Source organism: Nocardia sp. NPDC003726 (genome assembly GCF_053586955.1).
Window position 1 is genome coordinate 16,515 of the sequence record NZ_JBSFNF010000043.1, and the last position, 16,008, is coordinate 32,522.

14 protein-coding genes are annotated in these 16,008 nt (G+C 69.7%); 10 read left to right on the plus strand and 4 right to left on the minus strand.

The genetic code is table 11. The features are described 5' to 3' along the window. The first annotated feature begins 157 nt into the window (after positions 1–157). The gene (locus tag ACWDMM_RS32390; protein ID WP_449941307.1) at positions 158–1,588 is read left to right on the plus strand and encodes an AIM24 family protein; all 1,431 of its coding nucleotides are present in this window, start codon (positions 158–160) and stop codon (positions 1,586–1,588) included. 9 nt (positions 1,589–1,597) lie between these two features. On the opposite strand, the gene ACWDMM_RS32395 is transcribed toward ACWDMM_RS32390, so the two are convergent. Further along, the gene (locus ACWDMM_RS32395) at positions 1,598–2,392 is read right to left on the minus strand and encodes a metallophosphoesterase (RefSeq protein WP_357106393.1); all 795 of its coding nucleotides are present in this window, start codon (positions 2,390–2,392) and stop codon (positions 1,598–1,600) included. 1,037 nt (positions 2,393–3,429) lie between these two features. Continuing rightward, entirely contained in the window at positions 3,430–3,942 is a 513-nt protein-coding gene (locus ACWDMM_RS32400; protein WP_357106390.1) for a mycothiol transferase, read from the minus strand. Positions 3,943–4,153: 211 nt separating this feature from the next. Here ACWDMM_RS32400 and ACWDMM_RS32405 point away from each other — a divergent pair, with 211 nt between their 5' ends. The 7 genes from ACWDMM_RS32405 (at position 4,154) to ACWDMM_RS32435 (ending at position 11,180) form a co-directional block, all read left to right on the plus strand. Further along, the gene (locus tag ACWDMM_RS32405) at positions 4,154–4,495 is read left to right on the plus strand and encodes a hypothetical protein (RefSeq protein WP_195081684.1); all 342 of its coding nucleotides are present in this window, start codon (positions 4,154–4,156) and stop codon (positions 4,493–4,495) included. 586 nt (positions 4,496–5,081) lie between these two features. After that, positions 5,082–5,636 carry a hypothetical protein gene (locus tag ACWDMM_RS32410; RefSeq protein ID WP_195081683.1) on the plus strand — a complete coding sequence of 185 codons (555 nt, stop codon included), beginning with the start codon at positions 5,082–5,084 and terminating at the stop codon, positions 5,634–5,636. 230 nt (positions 5,637–5,866) lie between these two features. Then, positions 5,867–7,069 carry a helix-turn-helix domain-containing protein gene (locus ACWDMM_RS32415; protein WP_195081682.1) on the plus strand — a complete coding sequence of 401 codons (1,203 nt, stop codon included), beginning with the start codon at positions 5,867–5,869 and terminating at the stop codon, positions 7,067–7,069. 83 nt (positions 7,070–7,152) lie between these two features. Then, positions 7,153–8,670 (plus strand): aldehyde dehydrogenase, encoded by a 1,518-nt coding sequence (gene adh, locus ACWDMM_RS32420; RefSeq protein WP_195081681.1) that lies wholly within the window; start codon positions 7,153–7,155, stop codon positions 8,668–8,670. Further along, positions 8,670–9,071: a DUF779 domain-containing protein gene (locus ACWDMM_RS32425; protein WP_195081680.1), complete on the plus strand. Its 402-nt coding sequence runs from the start codon at positions 8,670–8,672 to the stop codon at positions 9,069–9,071. The genes adh and ACWDMM_RS32425 overlap by 1 nt, the downstream gene beginning before the upstream one ends. Positions 9,072–9,212: 141 nt before the next feature. Continuing rightward, complete coding sequence (locus ACWDMM_RS32430) at positions 9,213–10,622, plus strand: MFS transporter (RefSeq protein WP_357106383.1); 1,410 nt, start codon at positions 9,213–9,215, stop codon at positions 10,620–10,622. 192 nt (positions 10,623–10,814) lie between these two features. After that, positions 10,815–11,180, plus strand: a complete 366-nt coding sequence (locus ACWDMM_RS32435) for a DUF4345 family protein (protein ID WP_195081678.1) — start codon at positions 10,815–10,817, stop codon at positions 11,178–11,180. Between the two features lie 9 nt (positions 11,181–11,189). On the opposite strand, the gene ACWDMM_RS32440 is transcribed toward ACWDMM_RS32435, so the two are convergent. Further along, on the minus strand, positions 11,190–12,626 hold the full coding sequence (locus ACWDMM_RS32440; protein WP_195081677.1) for an amino acid permease: 1,437 nt from the start codon (positions 12,624–12,626) through the stop codon (positions 11,190–11,192). Positions 12,627–12,826: 200 nt separating this feature from the next. Between ACWDMM_RS32440 and ACWDMM_RS32445 the strand changes: the two genes are divergently transcribed. Next, positions 12,827–14,011 (plus strand): serine hydrolase domain-containing protein, encoded by a 1,185-nt coding sequence (locus ACWDMM_RS32445; protein WP_357106378.1) that lies wholly within the window; start codon positions 12,827–12,829, stop codon positions 14,009–14,011. Between the two features lie 68 nt (positions 14,012–14,079). Next, a complete protein-coding gene (locus tag ACWDMM_RS32450; protein ID WP_195081675.1) occupies positions 14,080–15,072 on the plus strand; it encodes an LLM class flavin-dependent oxidoreductase in 993 nt (330 codons plus the stop codon). Positions 15,073–15,078: 6 nt separating this feature from the next. Here ACWDMM_RS32450 and ACWDMM_RS32455 read toward each other — a convergent pair whose 3' ends face one another. Then, positions 15,079–15,906, minus strand: coding sequence for an NADPH-dependent oxidoreductase (locus ACWDMM_RS32455; RefSeq protein ID WP_195081674.1), 828 nt, complete (start codon positions 15,904–15,906; stop codon positions 15,079–15,081). Between the last annotated feature and the right edge of the window lie 102 nt (positions 15,907–16,008).

Sequence of the window (16,008 nt, forward strand, 5' to 3'; positions counted from 1 at the left end):
GGCGACACGGCGGCCCTGCCACGGACCGCCTGACGAAAAGACCTCGTGGATGCCGGGTGCGGGTAGGCGTGTGGCGCACGTCGCGGGCGCACGACACACTGGAGCCCGTGAATCGCATGTCAACCCGACGACGCCGCCGCGGATCGGACGGCCTGCCGTGACCGATCTCGCCCGCGGTGAGAACCGCCCCGCGCCCGGCGACCGGCTGACGGTGACCGTCACCTGCTCGGCTCCCGTCGACGTATCGGCGCTGCTGCTGAACTCGGCGGGGCGCGTGCGCTCCGACGCCGATTTCGTCTTCTTCAATCAACCGGTCGCCCCTGGCGTCACCTACCGGCACGGTCAGGGCGCGGGCGACGTGGTGGACATCCAGACCGGCGCGCTACCCGCCGACGTGGACCGCGTCGTGGTCACCGCGAGCCTGGACGGCAGCGGTCCGCCCACCTTCGCCGCCGCGGGTTCGCTGCGCGCGACCATCGCGTCCTCGTCGGGCACGCTCGCCTTCCCGATGACCGGGTTGAGCACCGAGACCGCCGTGGTGTGCGTGGAGATCTACCGCCGGGCAGGCGGATGGAAGGTGCGTGCGGTCGGCCAGGGATACGACAACGGCCTGGCCGGAATCGCGACGGCGTTCGGTGTGAACATCGATGACGAACCGGCCCCGCCGCCTTCGGCGCCCGCTCCCCCACCGGCGCATCAACCCGCGCCGCCCCCGGCGTATCAACCTGCCTCACCTCCGGCATACCAGCCTCCGCCCCCGCCCGCCTATCCACCGCAACCGGCCTATTCCGCGCCGGCCGCCGCGGTGCCGCCACCACCGATGCCATCACCTCAGCAAGGAGCGCTGCCGATGCAGAGCGAACTGTTCGCCCCCAGCCACGCCGAAGTCACCGGCGCGGGTATCCAGAAGCAGGGCGGCAAGATGATCAAGGTGGCCGTCAACGGCGAGGTGATGGCTCGGGCCGGATCGATGGTCGCCTATCAGGGCGATCTGCATTTCCAGGCGCTCGGCGCGGGCGGGATCGGCCGGGCGATCCAGCAGCGGCTGACCGGTGAGGGCGTCCCGCTGATGAAGGTGTCCGGGCGCGGCGACCTGTTCGTGGCCAACGGCGCCGCCGACGTGCACACCATCGACCTGGACGGCACCGACGGCCTCACCATCAACGGCGCCAACGTGCTCGCCTTCGATTCCGGCCTGCGCTACGACATCCGGATGGTGCAGGGCGCCGCCGGGTTCGCCAGCAACGCCGGGTTGTTCAACTGTGTCTTCACCGGCCGTGGCCGCATCGCCATCACCACGCACGGCACGCCCGTCGTGCTCAACGTCGACCAGCCGACCTACGCCGATCCGCAAGCGGCGGTGGCGTGGTCGTCGAGCCTGCAGACGGGCATCAAACGCAACGACTCGTTCGGGCTGGGCAGGCTGATGGGCCGCAGCACCGGCGAGGGGATGACGCTGTCGTTCTCCGGACGCGGCTTCGTCATCGTGCAGCCGTCGGAGCTGCCGCCGGGCGGTTTCGTCGGCGGTACCGGTGGCGGGCAGGAAGCCGGCCAGAGCGGCGGCGTGCTGGGCGGCCTGTTCGGCTGACGCGGGCGCTCAAGCCCGCAGCGACACCAGTTCCACGACGGTGATGTCCGACGGTGCGCCGACCCGCACCGGCGGACCCCAGGCTCCGGCGCCCCTGGACACGTACAGCTGGGTGTCGCCGTACCGCTCCAGCCCGGCGACGGTGGGATTCGCCAGGCCGGCGAGGTAATTGCCGGGCCAGAGCTGGCCGCCGTGGGTGTGGCCGGACAGTTGCAGATCGACGCCGTGCGCCACCGCGTCCTCGATCAGCACGGGCTGATGCGCCAGCAGCACGGCGGCGCGCGTGCGGTCGCGGTCGCCGAGCGCCTTGCCGAAATCGGGGCCGTGCCCGGTTCGTTCGCCTTGCACGTCGTTCACGCCCGCCAGGTCGAAGCCGGGCAGCTCGGTGCGTGCGTTCGCGAGCAGGCGCATGCCGAGTTCCTGGACATGCTCCACCCACTGCTCGGCGCCGGAGAAGTACTCGTGGTTGCCGGTCACGAAGAACGCGCCGTGCCGGGCCCGCAGCCCGGCCAGTGGCTCCACGGCCGAACGGAGATGCTCGACGCTGCCGTCCACCAGGTCACCGACGACCGCGATGAGGTCGGGCCGGGTGTCGTTGACGGTGCGCACCACGCGTTCGGCGAAGCCACGGCCCAGGATCGGGCCGAGATGCACATCGCTGACCACCGCGATGCGAAACCCGTCCGCTCGGCGCGGCAACTTCGCCAACGGCACGGCCACCCGCTTGACACTCGGTCCGTTCAGCACGCCATGGGCGCCGATGCCGACGGTGGTCGCGGCGGCGGCGACAGCGGCGGCACCCATCACCCGCGCGACGAAGACACGGCGCGGTACCCGAGGCGGCGTGGAATCGGCAGCAGTGGCCGGGTCCGATAAGGATTCCGGCGCGGACTCGATTCCGGCCGAGGATTCCGGCGCGGACACCGTCCCAGCCACAGATTCCGACGCGGACCCGGCTCGCACCGACGATTCCAGTGCGGACACCGTCCCAGCCACGGATTCCGACGCGGACCCAGCTGGCACCGACGACTCCGCCGCAGACACCGTCCCAGCCCAGGACCCCGGCACGGACACAGTTTCAGTTGGAGATCCCCGCCCAGACTCGGTTCGCACCGACGACTCCGGCGCAGACACAGTTGCAGCCGAAGACTCCGGCGCGGACACGGTTCCAGCCAAGGGCCCCGGCACGGGCGCGGTTTCAGTTGGGGATTCCGGCCCGGGCTCGGTTCGCACCGATGATTCCGGCGCAGAGACAGTTGCCACCGAAGACTCCGGCTCAGACCCGGGTTCCGCCGAGAACTCCCGCCCGGGACGAGCTCTCACCACGGAGTCCAGTGCAGAATCGACCCCTACCGGCGACCCCGATGTCGGCCCGACTTCCGTAGGAGACTCGGATCCCTCTGCCGCCCGGCCCCGGTCGAGCCGGCGCAGCGCCAAGGCTCGGATCGGCTCGCCGACCGCCAGCGCCAGCAGCAGGTACAGGAACAGGGCCCCCCACAGGTAGCCGGGCCAGGCGATGATCCGGATCAGCGTGAACGGAGCGGACACCAGCTCCGCCACGGTCGTGCCCAGCAGCAGCAACGGCCCGGTCAGCACGATGGCGGTGCCGACGCGTCGTGCGCGCGATGTCGCTGTGGTCGTGTCCCGCACGAGCCGCCGCCATATGTACCAGTGGGCGCCGACCACCGTGAGCACGACGACACCGACGAGAACGAGCACGGCGACACCGACCAGAACAGTTTTCACGACCACGGCGGCACTCTCTGTGAACATTCGGCTTGCGCGGCATCAACTTACGGCACGGCGCGAACCACGCGGGGCCGCCGACTTCCCTGCGCCGGTTATCCCGTCCGTTCCAGCACGCCGCGCAGAAACGCCGCTTGGCCCGCGTGCTGCAGATCGTCCGAGATCACGCTGACCAGCCGCACCCCCAGCGTCACCGGCGGATCCCACCGGGTGTCGACGACACGGTCCAGATCGCCGTCGGCGAGATCGCGGACGTAGCGCAGCGTCTGCTCGTGCACCGCGTCGTAGTACCCCGTGAGCAACTCCGCGGGCGCTCGCACCACGGCCACGTCGGCGGGCCGGTCACCGTAACCGGTCGCGCCCTTGTCGATCGGCAGACCGAAGCGGTCGTACCAGCCTCGAGCCGTCCAAACCTGCTCGACACCGGCCACATCGGCGATGTGGTCGTCCTGCACGCGGGTCAGATGCCAGATCAGCCATGCGATCGAGTTGGCGCCCGCATCGATGCGCTGAGCGAGGATGTCCTCGTCGAGTCCGTCCACCGCTTCGTGCACCACCTCCCTGATCCGTTCGAAGCCGTCGGTCAGTACGTCGGCGCTGGTCGCCATCAGTCGACTCCTCTCGAAGTGTCCGCTGTCCCGACCGTACCGAGCGGAACCGCCCGGCACGACCGACAGGCGGGCCACGAATTCTCGCACGATCGAACCACATTGAGTGTGCCGTTATTCAACGGTACAATGCATGGTGGTGAGGTTGGGTCGATGACCTTTCGAGTCGGTCACCGACCGGAGGAACACATACCGAAGTGAGGAAGTACCGATGATCAACGACGTCGAGATCGGACACGTCCGGCGAGCGTTCGTCCGCGTGGCGATGGTCGCCGCGCTCGCGCTGACCCCCGTCGCGGCGGTCGCCGCACCCGCGATCGCCGCACCCGCCGTGGCGCAGCCGACCGTCGCGCAGACGAGTCAGGCCGAAGAGATCCACGGCGGCTGGCATCGCCATGGCGGGTGGGGCCGCGGCGGCTACGGCGGGTGGGGTGGCTACGGCGGCTGGGGCGGCTACGGTTACTGGGGTAGCCCGTTCGGCTACTGGGGTAGCCCCTTCGCCCCCTGGCCCGGCATCGCGTGGCTGCTGCCCGGCACCGGAAGCGCTTTCTGAGTAGGAACAACCCCGCACAGTCGGCCAGATGATCCGGCCGCGCGCTCCCGTAGGGCACCGCGAGCGCGCGGCCGATCGCTGCCGCCGCTGCGAAACGATCGCCCATTTCCGGCGACGCTCTCGGCACCGACGCACACTCCACCATCCGGCACGAGCACCGCGACCTCGCGGTGACCGTCGACTCGCGAGCCGCGCCGATGCATCCGGCGATCCGACCGACCGCAAGCCGCGTTTCGGACCCGGAGGCACCCGGTCCAGCATCCTGGCAGCGCACCGCCGTTCGTGGCGACTTAAACAGTCGCGAGACCAGCGCGTTTCGAATAATTTTCGAGTCGTTCGATCGAATTATGCGTCGCGGCAATGCATTAGCACACATATGGCAATCAGCCGACTCCATCGGCGAAACAAGCACTGACTCCGCATATTTCATGTCCATATCCGTGGCGGGCACCGCACGGATTTTTCCGTGGAATTCGCAGAACGATTGCTTCGGGAAACCGCTGCGGCCAGAATGGGTGGGGCCGAGAACCGGCATCTTGGGGATCCGTCGGCACTCGTGGCCGACACGACTAAGTGGGGAAATACGATGAGAGTCAACAGATTCGCCGCAACCGCCCTGCTCGCGGTCGGTGCCACCGGAATAGCGACGGGCGTCGCGCACGCCCAGCCGGCGGCGCCAGCGCAGGTCGGCGTGCACGGTGTCGAGCAGGGCATCGGTTTCACCTCCGCTCCCGCCGCCGACGGAACGGGGGTGGTCACCACCCTCGACGCGGGCAGCTTCGCGTTGACGGCCGACGCCAGGGCGGTCGAGCTGCGCAGCGAAACGGGACAGGTCGTCGCGACCCTGCCCCTGGCATTCCAGGCCTCCGGCGCCACCCACGGGCTGGCGCCCGCGATCAGCGACGCGGGCCGCACCCTCACGGTGACGCCGGTGGGCTCACCCGCCACCACCGAGCGCCTCAACCAGTTCGTCGGTGAGGACGAGACGCTCGCCCGCAAGCAGTACAACGCGGGGATCGGCGCTCTCATCGGCGCGGGGATCGGCGCGGTGATCGGCTTCTTCCTCGGCGGGGTCGGCGCGCTGGTCACCATCCCGATCGGCGCGGGCATCGGTGCGCTGATCGGTTTCTCCACGCCGTAATCGGCCGGTCCGGTGTGCGGGCGTCGCAGGACGACCGCACACCGATCGCCGGTCGGGCCGCCGGGGTTCCCCGGGCGTGCGCTCTCGCAACGCTCGCCGAGGGAGTCGCGGCGATCCGACCGTCGTCCAGCCCCGTGGACCGCGAGCCGAAACGAAATGCCCCGGCGGCGCGCTGGGGCATGATGGGATGGCACGAAGACGATCGGAGCGAAGACACAGGATCGGCCGAGATGGCACAGCGCAGTTCCCTCTCGCAGCGGCGCGCTGCACTGGAACAAGAGTGGTCCCGATGGATACCCGCCGGGACGCCGCAGGGTGATTCCGCACTGCGCAGCGAGGTGGCGCAATCGTGGCTGCGGTCGCTGCGCACCGTCGATCCGGCGTGCGAGCACGCGCCGCTCGCCGAAGCGGACGTCACCGCCCGGTGGGCCGAATCTCCGCTGCGCACACCGGTGTCCGAGCTCACCGATCAGCTGCGCGACATCACCGAGGGCGCGGGCTACGTCGCCGCGATCACCGACGAGACCGGCACCATCCTGTGGTCGCACGGCGGCCCGGTGATGCGCCGCCGCGCCGAACAGGTGAACTTCGCGCCGGGTGGTCGATGGGACGAGGCGCACATGGGCACGAACGCGCTGTCGCTGGCGCTGCGCACCGAACAGCCGCACACCGTGTTCTCCGCCGAACACCTGGTCGCCGCCCTGCACGGCTGGGTCTGCTACTGCGCGCCCATCCGCGCGGCGGACGGTCGCCAGCTCGGCGTGCTCGACCTGTCCACCACCTGGGACCGCGCCCACCCGCTGGCCATGTCCACCGCTCGTACCCTGGTCACCGCCATCGAGACCAAGTTGCACCATCGGATGGCCGCGCCAGGGGTCCGGCTGACCTGCCTCGGCGCCGCCCGCCTGATCCGGGACGGCGCGCCCGTGCGGCTGCGCCCCCGCCACCTGGAGATCCTGACGCTGCTGGCGCTCGAGCCCGAGGGTTTCACCCACGAACGCCTGCACTTCGCGGTGTACGGCGACCGGCCGGTCGGCGCGAGCACGCTCAAATCGGAGATGTCCTACCTGCGGCGCGCCACCGGCGGCGACATCACCAGCCGCGTCTATCAGTTGGTGAGCCCACTGTCCTGCGATGCCGTGGACGTGCTGGCCGCGCTCGAGGCGGGCGACACCGCTACCGCGGTCGAGTTGTATCGCGGTCCCCTGCTGCCGGACTCGGACACGCCGGGCATCGTGCAGTGGCGCGAGTATCTGGAAGTCGGCGTGCGCACCGCCGTGCTGTCCAGTGGAAACGTCGAGCACGCGCTGCGCTACGGCGAGCGCGCGCCGCACGACGTCGAGATCCACGAACACGCGCTGCGCCTGCTTCCCCCGGGCGACGGCCGTCGCGCCCTCGCGGCCGCCCGGCTGCACGGCGCGCTGCGCGACTGAGCTCGCGCGCCTCAACGTTTCGTCAACCCTCGCGCGGCATAGTGACCCGCATCACGTCCGCAACCAGCGAGGAGTCACCCGCCATGAGCTACGCGAAGCCGGGAACCGAAGGCAGCGTGGTCGAATTCGCCACACGCTACGACAACTTCATCGGCGGTGAGTGGACCGCCCCGGTGGACGGCCGCTACTTCGAGAATCCCTCCCCGGTGGACGGCCAGACGTTCTGCGAGGTCGCGCGGTCCTCGGCCGCCGACATCGAACTGGCCTTGGACGCCGCGCACCGGGCGGCCGACGCGTGGGGCGCGACGTCGACCACCGAACGAGCCAACATCCTCAACAAGATCGCCGACCGGATCGAGGACAACCTCGAAGCGCTCGCGGTGGCCGAAACGTGGGAGAACGGCAAGCCGGTGCGCGAGACGCTGGCCGCCGACCTGCCGCTTGCGGTCGATCACTTCCGCTACTTCGCCGGAGCGGTCCGCGCCCAGGAAGGCGGGATCAGCGAGATCGACGCCGATACCATCGCCTACCACTTCCACGAGCCGCTCGGCGTCGTCGGGCAGATCATCCCGTGGAACTTCCCGATCCTCATGGCCGCATGGAAGCTCGCGCCCGCGCTGGCGGCGGGCAACGCGGTGGTGCTCAAGCCCGCCGAGCAGACCCCGGCCTCCATCCTGAAGGTCGTCGAACTGATCGCCGATCTGCTGCCGCCGGGAGTCCTGAACGTGGTCAACGGCTTCGGCGTCGAAGCGGGCAAGCCACTGGCGTCCAGCCCGCGGGTGGCCAAGGTGGCCTTCACCGGTGAGACCACCACGGGCAGGCTGATCATGCAGTATGCCAGCGAGAACATCATCCCGGTCACCCTCGAGCTGGGCGGCAAGAGTCCCAACATCTTCTTGCCCGACGTCATGGCCGCCGATGACGCCTTCCTGGACAAGGCCGTGGAGGGCTTCGTGATGTTCGCGCTCAATCAGGGCGAGGTGTGCACCTGTCCGTCCCGCGCGCTGATCCACTCCTCGATCTATGACGAGTTCATCGCCCGGTGCGTCGAACGCACCAAGGCCATCGTCAGCGGCAACCCGCTGGACGAGGCCACCATGATCGGCGCGCAGGCCAGCAACGACCAGTTCGAGAAGATCCTGTCCTACATCGATATCGGCCGCCAGGAAGGCGCCGAGGTGCTCACCGGCGGCGGCCCGCGCAAGGTGGACGAGTTCCCCGGCGGCTTCTACGTCGAGCCGACGATCTTCTCCGGCCGCAACGACATGCGGATCTTCCAGGAGGAGATCTTCGGGCCGGTGGTGTCGGTGACCACGTTCGACTCCGTCGACGAGGCGCTGAAGATCGCCAACGACACCCTCTACGGCCTGGGCGCTGGCGTGTGGACCCGCGACATCAACGCCGCCTACCGCCTGGGCCGCCAGATCAAGGCAGGCCGGGTGTGGACCAACTGCTACCACGCCTACCCCGCGCACGCGGCCTTCGGCGGCTACAAGAAGTCGGGCATCGGGCGCGAGAACCACCGGATGATGCTCGATCACTACCAGCAGACCAAGAACCTGCTGGTCAGCTACTCGCCGGACAAGCTCGGATTCTTCTGATGCCCGGTCCGGTCCACCGCGTCGAGTTCACCGCGCCCGCAGAGGCGCTGCTGCGGCGACTGATCGAACAGCACGGTCCGGTGATGTTCCATCAGTCCGGCGGCTGTTGCGACGGCAGCTCGCCGATGTGCTATCCGCGCGGCGAGTTCCGGGTCGGCGGGTCGGACGTGCTGCTCGGGTATCCGGCGGCGGACACCCCGTTCTGGATGAGCGCCGATCAGTACGAGTACTGGCGGCACACCCATCTCACCGTCGACGTGGTGCCGGGACGCGGCAGCGGGTTCTCCCTGGAGGCTCCCGAAGGCGTGCGTTTCCTGATCCGCTCGCGCCTGCTCACCGACGAGGAGCTCGCGGTCCTCGAAGCCGAGCCGCCGCTGACCGGGGCGGATCTGCCGCACTGATCCGAAGCGTGGGCTGCTCACCGGACCACCGGTGAGCAGCCCTTTCCTGTCCCGAGGACGAAATAAAGCCCATGCGGGAATAGTCGGGAAGCGGATACGGTCGTTGGAGGTGGTTAGACAGGCGAACGAGAGGGGCCGCGGGTGGCGACCGAGACGGCGACGGTGTCCGTGGGATTTCGATCCGAGCGCGGCGCGATTCTCGGGTCGCTGATGCTGGCGACCGCGTTGGTCGCGCTCGACTCGACGGTCATCGCCACAGCGGTGCTCACCATCACCGGCAGTCTCGGCGGCTTCGCGCAGTTCCCCTGGTTGTTCTCCATCTATCTCCTGGCCCAGGCGGTGACGGTGCCGATCTACGGCAAGCTCGCCGACACCGTTGGCCGCAAACCGGTGATCCTGTTCGGCATTGCGATGTTCGCCTTGGGTTCGCTGCTGTGCGGCGTCGCGACCAGCATGCTGGGGTTGATCGTCTTCCGCGCCGTGCAGGGCATCGGCGCGGGTGCGATCCAGCCGATGACGATGACGATCGCGGGCGACTTGTACACGCTGTCAGAGCGCGCCAAGGTCCAGGGCTATCTGGCCAGCGTGTGGGCCATGTCCAGTGTGGCGGGCCCGCTGCTGGGCGGTCTGTTCGCCGAGTACGTCAGCTGGCGCTGGATCTTCCTGATCAATCTTCCGCTCTCCGCGCTCGCCGGATGGATGCTGGTGCGCAACTTCGCCGAGAGCGCTCCCCGGCAGCGGCAGAGCGTGGACTACCTGGGCGCGGCGCTGCTGACCCTCGGCGCGGGAGCGTTGATCCTCGGCCTGCTCGAAGGCGGTCAGGCCTGGGCCTGGTCGTCTCCGGCGAGCATCGGGATCTTCGTGGGCGGCGCGGTCGTGCTCATCCTGTTCGGACTGGTGGAACGCACTGCGCGCAATCCGATCCTGCCGCTGTGGGTGTTCACCCGGCGCGTGGTGATCGCGAGCAGTTTGGCGTCGGTGCTGGTGGGGGCCGTCGTGCTGGGCGCGACGTCCTATGTCCCCACCTTCACCCAGGGCGTGCTCGGCACCGGGGCGCTGGTCGCGGGCCTCACCGTCGGCGCGCTGACGCTCGGATGGCCGCTGGCCGCATCGCAAGCCGGAAAGGTGTACTTGCGCTTCGGCTTTCGCGCCACCGCCCTGATCGGCAGCGGATTGGCCGCGCTCGGCGCCACCAGCACGCTGTTCATCACGCAGCACTCGGCGCTGTGGCAGGTCGCCGCGTCCTGCTTCGTGATCGGCACCGGGATGGGACTGGTCGCGACCCCGACCTTGATCGCCGCGCAGACCAGCGCCGAATGGACCGAGCGTGGTGTGGTCACCTCGGCCAACATGTTCGCGCGCTCGATCGGCAGTGCGGTGGGCGTCGCGGTGTTCGGCGCGATCGTCAATTCGCGTGTCGGGCACACCGATCACCCGGAGCCTGCCGCACTGGCCTCGGCGGTGCATCTGGTCTTCGTCACGATCACGGCGATGGCCGTCGTCATGCTCGTCGCCTCGGCCATGATGCCCCGGCGTTCGGCCAGCGCCTGACCGGTCGCGGCGGCCCAGGGCTGGGTAGCGTCCGTCCCCGGCGATACTGTCGGTCGGTGAACTCCAGTGCGCGCTGGACAGCCTGCGGGAGCATGCGGCACAGCCCGCGAGGCAGCGGGTTTTCCGGAAGCCTTCGGCACCGGCCGTGACGCGAGCTGGGCTTTCCAACCGAGCGAGAATGTGGAGGTCGCAGTGGCGCAGGCCGTATGCGTGATAATCGGGGTGTTCTTCCTGGGTATGGGTGTCTACGCGCTCGCCGCGCCCGCCGCTCTGATCCGGCCCTTCGGTATCCGGCTCACCGAACCGAGCGCGCGCTATGAGGTGCGCGCCGTCTACGGCGGCTTCGGACTGGCGATGGCGGCCGTGCTCGCGGTGGCCGCCGTCGACCTCGCCGCGCTGCGCGGCGGGATCATGGTCGCGGTCGGCGCGGCACTGGCCGGCATGGCCATGGGCCGGGTGGTGTCGGCCGTGCTCGACGAGCGAACGGCCTTCTATCCCACCTGGTTCTACGCCGCGGTGGAGACGATCGGGGCCGCCGCGCTCTTCCTCGCCGCCTAGCGCAAACGGTCAGCTGGTCCGCGCGGCGTCCGCCGCCGTGCCGGAGCCGGCGAGTTTCCGGAGCGCGACGTATCCGGCCGACACCAGCACCGCCCACACCGCGCCGACGACGAGCGCCGTGCGGCCGCTGTCGGTGAACAGCAGCAGCACGACCACCAAGCCGAGGAACGCCAGCGCGAGCACGGTGGTGTAGGGCGCGCCGGGCAGCCGGTAATCGCTCGCCGGCAGCTCGCCGCGGGCGACCTTGGCCCGGTAGAGCAGGTGGCAGACCAGGATGACGCCCCAGACGAAGATGATGCCGATGGTCGACACCGAGGTGATGTAGGCGAATGCCTTGTCCGGGGAGACCAGGTTGACGATCACGCCGATCACCATCGCCGCCGCCGACGCGGTGATGCCGATATAGGGCACCGCGTTCGCGCTCAGCTTGTTCAACCGCGCGGGCGCCTCACCGCGCAGCGACAAGGTGCGCAGCATCCGGCCGGTCGAATAGATCCCCGAGTTGCACGACGACAGCGCCGCGGTGAGCAGCACGAAATTGACGATGCCCGCCGCCCCCGGAATGCCGATCAGCTCGAAGACCTCCACGAACGGGCTCTTGCCCGCGTGGAAGTCGCGCCAGCTGGACACCGACATGATCACCACCAGCGCACCGACGTAGAACAGGCCGATCCGGAACGGGAGCGTGTTGATCGCCTTGCGCAGGGTCTTGCGGGGCTCGCGCGCCTCCCCTGCGGTGACGCCGACCAGCTCCACGCCGACATAGGCGAACAGCACGATCTGCAACACGAGCAGCGACTGACCGATGCCGTTGGGGAAGACACCGCCGTCGGCCCACAGATTGGTGACCGTGGGGTTCGGCGCGTGTCCGAAGCCGAACAGCAGCACGCCGATGCCGAGCAGGATCATGCCGACGATCGCGGTCACCTTGATGGTGGAGAACCAGAACTCGCCCTCGCCGAACAGACGCACCGAGATCAGGTTGGCGCCGAACATCACCGCGAGCACGACCAGCGCGGTGACCCACGGCGCGATGTCGAACCAGTACTCCACGTACTTGCCCGCCACGGTGATCTCGGCCATGCAGGTGGCCACCCACACCGCCCAGTACGACCACCCGGTGACGAAACCGGCGAAGCGGCCGAGGAACTCGTGCGCGTACTCGGCGAAACTGCCCGAGATCGGCCGGTAGGTCAGCAGTTCGCCGAGCGCACGCATGATCACGAAGATGGCAAGGCCCGCCGCGAGGTAGGCCAGGATCAGGGCTGGCCCGGCCTGCTCGATCGCGCCGCCCGCGCCGTAGAACAGGCCCGTGCCGATCGCGCCGCCGATGGCGATCATCTGAATGGTGCGCGGGCTCAGCCCCCTGGCGTAGCCCTCCGAGTCGCCGCTGTCCGCCGGATCCGATGGTCGGGCGTCCTGAAGGTGACGGTCGGAGGCTGTCATACTGCGGTCCTTTCGCTGGGCAGCGATGCGACGATCGGTGCGCCGGACTTACGACGAGGGATCATCGCACGTCCAGCCTGGATCACTTCGCCACGCTACCGCTGCGTCGGTGCGCGTCGTCTCCGGGCCGCGGGCGGTGGACACTTACCGGACGCGCGTCCGGCATGTCATCATCGGATTCCCCGACGATGGGTTCCGTCATGACCGAACCGCGATCCCGGCGCATCCGGCCGGGCCGCTACGCGGTGCGCACCGCCGCCGTCCTGCTCACTGTCGTCGCCGTCCTGCTCGGCGCGGCGTTCGCCGCGACCGCGGTCCTGCACATCCCGTCTCCGCCGACGCTGCTGCGATTGATGACCGACCCGCCCTCGGCCCAGGGGGAGTTGTTCGAGAGCCGCACGGTGGCCGCCTCCCCCACCCCGCGGCCGCTGCCGATCGCCCCGCGGCCGCTGCCCGACCGGGTGCCGTGGAAGGGCTCGCGCGTCCCGATCGCCGAGTTCCTCGCCGCCACGCACACCAATTCGTTCCTCGTCCTGCGCGGCGGCGCCCGCACCCACGAGTGGTATCGCGACGGCTTCTCTGCCACCACTCGGCAGTCGTCGTGGTCGGTGGCGAAGTCCGTCGTGTCGCTGCTGACCGGCCGGGCCATCGCGGCGGGACGGCTGCACGAGGACGACCGTCTGGTGCAGATCCTGCCCGAGCTGACCACCGGCGGCCCGTACGACAGCGTCACCATCCGCGATCTGCTGGACATGGCCTCCGGCGTCGACGTCGCGGAGAACTACAACAAGTACTGGCCGCTGACCGGCACCGCCCGGATGTACCTCACCGAGGATCTCGCCGGGTTCGTCCGCGACCGCCAGGGCCTGCGCTTCCCGCCGGGCAGCGCGGGCGAGTACCGCAGCGTGGACACCCAGCTGCTGGGCATGGCGCTGGCGCGGGTCGCCGGCCTGCCGCTGAGCGAACTGCTGGAACGCGAGCTGTGGGCGCCGATCGGCGCCGAGGACGACGCGCGGTGGAACCTCGATCGCGCGGGCGGCCAGGAAAAGGCGTTCTGCTGCCTGAACGCGACGGCGCGCGACTTCGCCAAGATCGGCCAGGTCGTCCTGGACGGCGGGCGCGCCGGTGACGCGCAGATCGTTCCGCCGGCCTGGATCGAACGCATCCGCACCCCCGTCCGCCGAGTGGGCGAGTGGCCCTACGGCGCGCAGTGGTGGCACCCGACCGGCGGGGACGGCGCCGATCTCACCGCCGTCGGCGTCTACGGCCAATACGTCTACGTCGATCCGCCCAGCGGCACCGTCATCGTCAAACTCAGCGACCACGGCACCACCCAGGACGAGCAGGAGACCATCGAGGTCTTCCGTGCGATCGCGCGCGGCTGAGCCGGCCCGCGAAATACCGCGGGGACCCGGGACGTTGCCAGTGGAGATCGCCACTGTGGAGGAGACCCATGATCGACGTCCCGCTGTCCGTACTGGATCTCGCGCCGGTGCAGTCCGGCCGCACCGTCGGCGAGGGGCTCGACGCGACCACCGAATTGGCCAGGCGCACCGAGGCTTTGGGCTACCACCGGTTCTGGGTCGCCGAACACCACAACATGCCCGGCATCGCCAGCTCGGCGCCGAGCGTGCTGCTGGCCCACCTTGCCGCGGCGACCTCGACCATCCGGGTCGGCTCCGGCGGGGTGATGCTGCCCAACCACGCGCCGCTCGTGGTCGCCGAACAGTTCGGCACCCTGCACGCGCTGCACCCGGGACGGATCGATCTGGGCATCGGGCGCGCCCCTGGCACCGACCAGGCGACCGCACGCGCGCTGCGGCGGACCGCGGACGGACTGTCGGCGGAGTCGTTCCCCCAGGAACTGGCCGCCTTGCTGGGCTATTTCCGCGGCTCCGATCCCGGCGGCATCGCCGCGACGCCGGGTCGCGGCGAGGAGCCGGAGATCTGGCTGCTCGGCTCCAGCGGCTACAGCGCCCAGGTCGCGGCGCTGCTGGGGCTTCCGTTCGCCTTCGCTCACCACATCGCCCCCGACAACACCGAGCCCGCGCTGGCGCTCTACCGCGAGCACTTCCGGCCTTCGGAGGCCCTGGAGCGCCCGCACGCGATGGTCGCGGTCGCGGCGATCTGCGCGGACACCGACGAGCGCGCCGAAGTCCTGGCCGGTCCGCGCGACCTGGCCTTCCTCAATCTGGTGCGCGGCACGCCGCGGGCGCTGGCCACGCCGGAGGAAGCGGCCGCCTTCCGTCCGTCGGAGCAGGAGCGCGCGTTCATCCGGCAGCGCAGGGCCGGGCAGTTGCTCGGCTCCCCGGAGACGGTGCGCGGACAGCTGGAGGATCTGCTGCGCCGCACGCAGGCCGACGAGCTGATGATCAACACGCTGGTCTACGACATCGACGACCGCGCCCGATCGTTCGAGCTGCTCACCGAGAAGGTCGCGGCCTGAGCCGGGTCAGTGCAAACGGAAGCCGTGGTCGGCCAGCGATTCACGCAGCCGGTGCCTGCCGTTCAGCGCCGCCGCCGAGCCGAGCCGGGCCAGCACGCGTTCGGTCCAGGAATGCGACAGCTGTTGCTCGGCATAGAATTCCGCGATCCTGGTCTCGTACTCGGCCACGTGCGCGCGCTGCGCGTCCAGATCGTAGGTCTCCCGGTGCAGCACGGCCTCCTGCGGCAGGCGCGGCTTCACCCGCGCGGCCTCGGCGGGGTCCGGGTGGCCGACCACCAAGCCGAAGACGGCGAAGACCTGCGTCGGCAGCCCCAGCTCGGCGGCGACTTCTTCCGGCTTGTTGCGCAGCGCGCCCACATAGACGGTGCCCAGTCCGAGCGATTCCGCCGCCACCACCGCGTTCTGCGCCGCGAGCGCGGCGTCGATGAATCCGACGTAGCTCGATTCGAGGTAGTCCGCGCCATCCAACGGCGCGCTCCGGTCGTCGGCGAGCTGGCGCAGGCGCGCGAAATCGGCCGTCCAGACCAGCAGCACCGGCGCCTGCACGATGTGGGCCTGGTCGCCCGCGAGCGCGGCCAAGCGCGCCTTGCGCCGCGGGTCGCGCACCGCGATGACGCTCCAGACCTGCAGGTTCGACGAGGTCGGCGCGGACTGCGCCGCGGAGATCAGCAGCCGCAGGGTGGCGTCGGGCACCGGGTCGGACAGGTAGCGGCGCACCGAGCGATGCTCGTGCAGCACTTGCAGAACCTGGTTCCACTGCGCGGGTTCGACCGGTCGCGGATCGCGGTAGCGCTGTTGCACGGCGTGGGTGGGGGTCGGCACGGACTGCGTCATGGGCGTCATCCCTAAGTTTGTAGGTGTCTGGGGTTGGTGCCCTGGATGCCCAGAGCGGTGGGGTGTAGCTGATGGGTGTTTGTCTCTTGCGAGGCTGGAAAG